The following is a 7421-nucleotide window of genomic DNA, read 5'->3' on the forward strand; positions in this document are numbered from 1 at the left end:
CAGAATTACCTGCATCTCCCGTTGTTATATATAATTTTCCATCTGGCCCTATCTTTATCCTACCTCCATTATGAATCCGCCCACCAGGGATTTTATCAATAAGTACTCTGTCAACAGATGCCTTGTTATTATTTTCAATCAATCTCACAACACGATTGTGAACTTGATTACCTTCTGCATATGAATGCATAACATATATATAACGGTTTTGGGAATAATTTGGATCTAATGCAATCCCCATCAATCCCCCTTCTCCTTGGCTTACAAAGGGTGCACTAAATCTAATCAGTGGCTGTGGAAGAAGTTTGCCATCTTCAATAATTCTAACTGCTCCAGACCGCTCTGTAAAATATAATTTACCTTCATTACTTATATCTATGGCCCAAGGTACATATAAATTTTCAGCAATAACTTCAACTTCATAGGGAAGTTCCCTTGAAATACCTCCTTTTGCTTTCAATCTAGATACGTTATCTCCACTCAATATCATATTAGATAAAACATTGTAAATCTTTCTTTTCATGCTGCTATCCTCCAAACTTAAATAAATCATATATCAATGCACGCTTTATTTATATTATTAAGTATTTGTGTTAATGTTCCATTTTCACATAAATAAAAAGAACTCTATTTCTAGAGTTCCTCCTTTAATCATTTCAATATGATAAATTTAAAAATTACATTGCTCTTGATGGAAATACAGCATCTATTACACCAATTACTAAAGCTGCTAATATTGCGCCTAGAAGAGATACCCTCATATTTGGGACTAAAAATTGTGCTACATATATTATTACAGCTGCAATAATAAAACCTTTTATTCCTTTTCCAAAAGGTGATGCATCAACTCCCATGAATGCTTCTACGAAATAGTCTAATGCAGTTATTACAACTGCTGCAATTAGATATGACCATAATCCATAAATACTAAATCCTGGAGTTAAAAATGATGTTATACCTAAAATAATTGCAACTAATATCAATCTTCCTGCCCATCTTAAAATACTATTTCCACTAGAACCTTCTTTTCTTACCTCATTATTATCTGGCATAAGAATTCCTCCTTTAATAGAAATTTTAATTTCTTAAAGGTATTATGCCCATAAATTCCAAAAATATAATCTCCTATATACATATTAAATTATTATACTTTTTATATTATCTATTTTCTTCAACTACCTTCTTATAGGCTTTTGTTTCTACAAAGATTTCGTCTTTTAGTGGATTAAGTTTATTTTTATAAATCTTATTAAACTGATAAATTACTAATGCTACATTTGCTATTAAAGATAATAAACTTAAAATAAAAAATGCTTTTGGATTATGTGTAGTAGCTACAGGTGCTATACGATCTGCAAAGGAAGGTACTGTCATAACAAACATAATCCATAGGGCAAGTGTCTGTGCACGATGCTGTAGCCATGCTCCTTTTTTGATAAAGAAAGCAGGTATGGTGCAAGAAAGTAACAGTGCCAAACCACAATAAAATGAATGATCTGCTATACAATTATATGTATAGGCAAAATTCCACAAATCATAAGCTATAATCCAAGGCCATATCATATCAGGCCATATCATATCCTTTGTTTTATCTTTAGAAATAAAAATACCAACCCATCCGCAAATGGCAATAATGTTTAGTAATCCAGCTATACCATTCATGATATTCCATGATCCTGACATTACCCAAAGATTGTCTACATATGCTCCGTTCCATGCACCATATGTAAAGCATTGAAAATCACGAATAGCTGCTTCGAGAATATTAATTGCCAAAATAAGTGGTGGAAAGTATAATACCCACTTCTTTTTAGCAAGTGATGGAATATAGCGAATAGCCATAAATCCAAGGCACCCTGCCAGTGCTGAGTAAGTTTTTACCCAGTTAAACCAAGTACCTGTTCCATATTCATTTCCTGGAACTGCAGTTGTTGGCCAAACAAAAATAGTTAAACCTATAGGAACAATTAAAAAAAGTATAATTCCGCCCCATTTTGTTGAACGACCAAGCTCATTAAAAGCCATTAAGGCAAAAAGAATAAAAAGCCAAATAGCCCAACCTGTAAAATTCGTTGACTCATAAAAAAAGCCCATAATATTTCCCCCTAAAAATAACATTTGACATAATTCTATTATGTCTGTTTATAACAAGCAAAGATATGTATATATTTAAAGTTTAAATATCTTTATCTGTTATCTTAGTAATTATATTACATATTGACTCTTTGGTCAAATATTTATAAAGCCCCCAAACCCCCATGAACAGCACAACTATTTAAATAGTTATATAGATATATAGTTTTATATACTCCTATCTCTCTATAGATCTAGGTTTATATTTCCCTATGATAATATAAATGCTCAACACTATTACTCATAACTATTTTCCATTTTCCTTCTAAGTACTCAATTTTATGCATTCCAGTAGTAGATGTTTTAGATAGTTTAGGTGACTTATTTGTCCATTTCATATTATTTAATATATAGTATAAAACATTTATTACTCCACCATGCGTAAGAATCATTATATTATCTTCTTCCATTCCTGTTGAAATATTGTTGCAAAGTTCTAGAAAAGTACTTTGTATTCTATTGTAAAACTCACTAGGGCTTTCGCCATTTGGATACCTCTCACTCATCTCTAGTGTATTAAAAAAGAGTCCAGGATATTTTATTAATACATCCTTGTTATCCATTCCTGCCAGAACTTCATTATTTATTTCTCTCCAATTACTACAATGCTTCACTGGTATATTTAATTTACTTCCAATCTCCCTAGCCGTTTCAACAGCTCGCCTTAAATCACTGCTTATTATTTTATTAATACTGTACTTTTCTTTATTATCACTTAGATAATTTGCTAATAATTTAGCTTGCTCTATGCCCTCATCTATTAAACCTAAATCACTCCATCCACCTCTATAATTTTCATTGTCCATTCCATGTCTAACTATATATATGCTCAATTCACCCTCACTCCTTTCTAGTAGTATAATATAAGGTATTTACCCTAAAATACTATTCATTAATCTACTATGGATCCTAATTATTACAATTACATACTTCTATAATAAATTCATAGTTACAATTTGTAAACTATTTTATTTATTGTAATATAATCCTTATCAAGTGATGTAGCAACTCCTCACTTCCTCTTTAAATTAGATGGAAGTATTAGAGATGGTATCAACTGCATAAAAATATATAAAAAAGTACCTATAAGCTAAACACTTTTTATGTATCTAGCTTATAGGTACTTTTATTCCATTAGTATTTTTTATTTTATAATGAGCTTTAAATAATATTAAATTTTACCCTTTGATTTTGTTTCTACTTTTTTTGCTGCTATTAAGAAAATTACCATTGCTACAATTGCACCTACAACTCCTATTGGATATGAAATACTTTGAGAAAGCTTAAAACCTTCTGGTGCAATTAAAATATAAGATGTACATACAGCTGTCATAAATGTAGCTGGTATAGTAGCAATCCAGTGTTTTTTACCTTTAGTAACTAAGTACATACCTGCTGTCCATAATACTATTGTAGCTAAGGTTTGGTTAGACCATCCAAAATATCTCCATATTATTCCAAAATCCATCTTAGTTAATATAAAGCCTACTACAAATAAAGGAATACTAATTATAAATCTATTTTTAATAGGTCCTTGATCAAGTTTAAATGTATCAGCTATAGTTAATCTTGCACTTCTAAATGCTGTATCACCAGAAGTTATAGGACATGCTACAACTCCAAGTATAGCTAATAAACCACCAATTCTTCCAAGTAAACTTCCGCAAATTTCATTTACTACCCAAGCTGCTGTATGACCTTCTATTGCCATAGTAGCATTTAACTCTGCTACTCCACCAAAGAAACTCATTGCTGCTGCTGCCCAAATTAAAGCAACTACGCCTTCTGCTACCATTGAACCATAGAATATTTTTCTACCTTGTTTTTCACTAGTTATACATCTTGCCATTAAAGGTGATTGTGTTGCATGGAACCCTGAAATAGCTCCGCAAGCAATAGTTATAAATAACATTGGGAATATTGGGTTTTTATCTGGGTTTGAATGCATATTAATCAAATTAGCTGGAATTACTTCTGGTATGTCAAATCCACCAAAAATTAATGCAGCACCAACACCAATGGCCATAACCAATAAACAAATTCCAAAAATAGGGTATATTTTTCCAATAAGCTTATCTATAGGAACCATTGTTGCAATTAAGTAATAAGCAAATATAATATATATTAATACTGTAATGTTTAATCCTGTTAAGCCCTTTAAGATACTTGCTGGACCAGTTACAAAAACAACTCCCACAAGAACTAAAAGTATTACAGAGAATACTCTCATAAAGTTTTTAAAACCTTTACCAAGATATTGACCTACAACTTCAGGAATGCTTGTCCCATCATGTCTTACAGAAAGCATACCAGAAAAGTAATCGTGAACCGCACCTGCAAAAATACATCCAAATACAATCCACAAAAATGCTGATGGACCCCACATTGCACCTGCAATTGCACCAAAAATAGGACCTAGACCTGCTATGTTAAGAAATTGAATTAAGAAAATTTTGTATGCAGGCATTTTAACAAAGTCTACACCATCCTCTAGCCTTACAGCAGGAGTTTTAATTTTGTCATCTGCTCCAAAAGCCTTTTCCACAATTGCACCATAAATGAAATAACCTATAATAAGAGCAATAATCGCTAAAATAAATGATACCATTTGGACCCCTCCTAATTAATTATTTGTTAACAAAATTATAATATGTTTTTTAGGAGTTTATACGATTTCATACATGAAAAAACAAAAAAAGCACATCAAGTGCTTTTANNTGCTTAAACTCACCTATATTATTTCTACTTACGGGTATATCAACCTTCTCACCTTGTAATTTTAACATAAAGGTGTTGTTAAACCACGGAACTATCTCTGTAATTTTATCAGTATTAATAATATATGACCTATGACTTCTATAAAAGAGTTCTTTGGGAAGTTTTTTATAAAATTCTGAAATGCTACAGTTTACGTTATATTCTACTCCATTAATATAAATTAAAGTTTCTCGTTCCTTTGCTTCACAATAGGAAATATCCATTATATTTTTTACAATCATCTTATTATCTTTCCAAAGGGTTATTTTATTATTTATACACTTTTTATCTGAAAGTTTATCAATTTTCTTTAATGTACTAACTATTCGTTCTTCTGAATAAGGCTTTAATATATAGTCATAGGCTTGAATTTCAAAGGCATCTACAGCATAATCTTTATGGGCAGTAATAAAAATTACAAGGGATTGTTTTGGAAAGTGATTAATAATTTTACATAATGCAATGCCATCTAGCTTTGGCATATTAATATCTAGGAAAATAATATCTGGTTTATTTTCTTCAATATATTCTAAAGCCTTAATAGAATCATCAAATTCATTCACTATTTTTATATTACTGAAATTGTTTATAAAATATTTTAGTTCTTCTCTTGAAGGAGATTCATCATCAACAATAATACAGTTCATACCATCACTCCCTTATTTTACTTACATTGAAACTGATTCTAGTACCACTTTCCAATGTTTCTATCTTTAATCCTTCACCATAAATATATTTTAATCTATTATGAACATTTGATATGCCTATTTTATTTTCTTCCATTTTATCTTCATAGACTTTTTCTATAATATCTTCTGAAATTCCAATTCCATCATCTTCAATTGTTATCATAATGTTGTCCTTGGAAACTTTTTTAACTTCAATTGTCACTGTGCCTTCACCTTTACCTTTTAAAATACCATGTTTTATGGAATTTTCAACTATTGGCTGAATTATAAGACTTGGAATCTTAACATCTAAATCATCTTCAATATTATAAGCTACATGAAGTTTCTCTCCAAATCTTGCTTTTTCTATTTCTACATATGCTTTAACCTGCTCTAGTTCCTTATAAATATCTACATGGTTTTCGCCTATATCTAAATTATACCTTAAGTAGGTAGATAAATTAATAATTAACTCTCTTGCTTTATTAGGATTAAATCTAATAAAGGAAATTATTGTATTTAGCGCGTTAAATAGAAAATGAGGATTTATCTGGGATTGCAACGCTTTTATTTCGGCCTTATTTGCCATATTTTTCAGTTCTCCAAGCTTACTTATTTCTAGCTGGGTAGAAATAATTTGGGATAAGCCTACAGCTAAATTTATATTTCTAAAGGAAATAGCATTATCAGTGCAATAATATATTTTTAATGTACCTATTACTTCATCTCCTTCTTTTAAAGGAGCAATAATTGCAGATTTTAAACTACAATTTAAATTAGGACACTCTATCTGATTTGCATTTGTTAGAGAAAGTAATTTCCCTCCTTTAATAACCTTTTTTGTAGCCTCTGTTATAATCTTCTGACCCTTTATGTGGTGGTCAGCTCCTACTCCTACGTGAGCTAATATATTTTCTTTATTTGTTATAGATACTGCATCTGCATTAATTGATTCCCTTATTATTCCGCATATCTGTTCTAAGGAATTTTCATTCATTTCTCTAAAATAAGGTAAGGTTTTATTTGCTATCTCTAAAGCAATTTGTGCTTGTTTTGCTGCAATTTCTTCCTTTTCTTTAAGTATTTTTTGAATTATCAATATTAGAATTGCAATTCCAATAGCATTAGCAAAACTCATAGGAAAATATATGCTCTTTACAATGGTTAAGGCACTGATAAATGGATGTGCCATTGTAAGTATTAAAATCATTTCTAATATTTCAATTAAAAGACCACCAAACAACCCATAAATCCACTTGTTTTTTTCATTTGATTTACTATATATTAACCCTGCAACTATTCCCGAAATTATAGTAGTTATTGTACACGGTATTGATGTAATGCCGCCTATGTCTACTAGTAATCTATGAACTCCAGCTATAATACCTGCCATTGTCCCTACAAAAGGTCCGCATAGTATTCCCCCAGTCATTACACCAATAATTCTAGTATTAGCAATGGCTCCATTAACCTCTGTCCCTGTGTAGGTTCCCAAAATTCCAAAAGCTCCAAAAATTATTGAAAGCACAATTAGATCTTTCTTTTTAAATTTATCCTTTTGTACTATTTTCTTAAAGCTTCCTAGTCTTGAAACAAAGAAAGCAATAAGGATTACATACCCTAAATTATTCGTAAGATTTCTTAGCAATTCAACCATTAAAATTAACTCCATTTCACTAAATGTCTCTTGAAAAATTTTTTTCCTGTCTTTTACTTATTATTTTTTAGTTGCTAAAAAGTATTCTATAAATAGTATATACAACATTGTAGGATATATAAAGACATTCATAACCAAAGAGTTACATTGTTTTAAAGGCTTATAAAAAAGGAACACCCTAAATGGTCAATGTCATTAAGTTAAGA

The 7421-nt window shown here is 30.4% G+C and carries 7 protein-coding genes; all 7 read right to left on the reverse strand.

The features are described from left to right. A partial coding sequence (locus B2671_RS06630) for a PQQ-dependent sugar dehydrogenase (protein WP_346869698.1) occupies positions 1–523 on the reverse strand: 523 nt, incomplete at its 3' end. Between the two features lie 154 nt (positions 524–677). Continuing rightward, positions 678–1052: a phage holin family protein gene (locus B2671_RS06635; RefSeq protein WP_346869699.1), complete on the reverse strand. Its 375-nt coding sequence runs from the start codon at positions 1050–1052 to the stop codon at positions 678–680. Between the two features lie 106 nt (positions 1053–1158). Next, positions 1159–2094: a DUF5692 family protein gene (locus B2671_RS06640; protein WP_346869700.1), complete on the reverse strand. Its 936-nt coding sequence runs from the start codon at positions 2092–2094 to the stop codon at positions 1159–1161. Positions 2095–2333: 239 nt separating this feature from the next. Continuing rightward, a complete protein-coding gene (locus tag B2671_RS06645) occupies positions 2334–2966 on the reverse strand; it encodes a histidine phosphatase family protein (protein ID WP_346869701.1) in 633 nt (210 codons plus the stop codon). A 338-nt stretch (positions 2967–3304) separates the two neighbouring features. Continuing rightward, positions 3305–4741, reverse strand: coding sequence for a carbon starvation protein A (locus B2671_RS06650; protein WP_346869702.1), 1437 nt, complete (start codon positions 4739–4741; stop codon positions 3305–3307). Positions 4742–4808: 67 nt separating this feature from the next. Further along, positions 4809–5537, reverse strand: a complete 729-nt coding sequence (locus B2671_RS06655) for a LytTR family DNA-binding domain-containing protein (protein WP_346869703.1) — start codon at positions 5535–5537, stop codon at positions 4809–4811. Between the two features lie 4 nt (positions 5538–5541). Continuing rightward, positions 5542–7215, reverse strand: a complete 1674-nt coding sequence (locus tag B2671_RS06660; protein WP_346869704.1) for a sensor histidine kinase — start codon at positions 7213–7215, stop codon at positions 5542–5544. Positions 7216–7421 lie beyond the last annotated feature (206 nt).

It is taken from the genome of Clostridium sp. UBA5119 (assembly GCF_002414285.1).
GTDB classification, from domain to species: domain Bacteria; phylum Bacillota; class Clostridia; order Clostridiales; family Clostridiaceae; genus Clostridium_J; species Clostridium_J sulfidigenes.

Coding starts and splice junctions, on each gene's coding strand:
- B2671_RS06635 (WP_346869699.1), bottom strand. CDS start 1,052: ATGCCAGATAATAATGAGGTAAGAAAAGAAGGTTCTAGTGGAAATAGT.
- B2671_RS06640 (WP_346869700.1), bottom strand. CDS start 2,094: ATGGGCTTTTTTTATGAGTCAACGAATTTTACAGGTTGGGCTATTTGG.
- B2671_RS06650 (WP_346869702.1), bottom strand. CDS start 4,741: ATGGTATCATTTATTTTAGCGATTATTGCTCTTATTATAGGTTATTTC.
- B2671_RS06660 (WP_346869704.1), bottom strand. CDS start 7,215: ATGGTTGAATTGCTAAGAAATCTTACGAATAATTTAGGGTATGTAATC.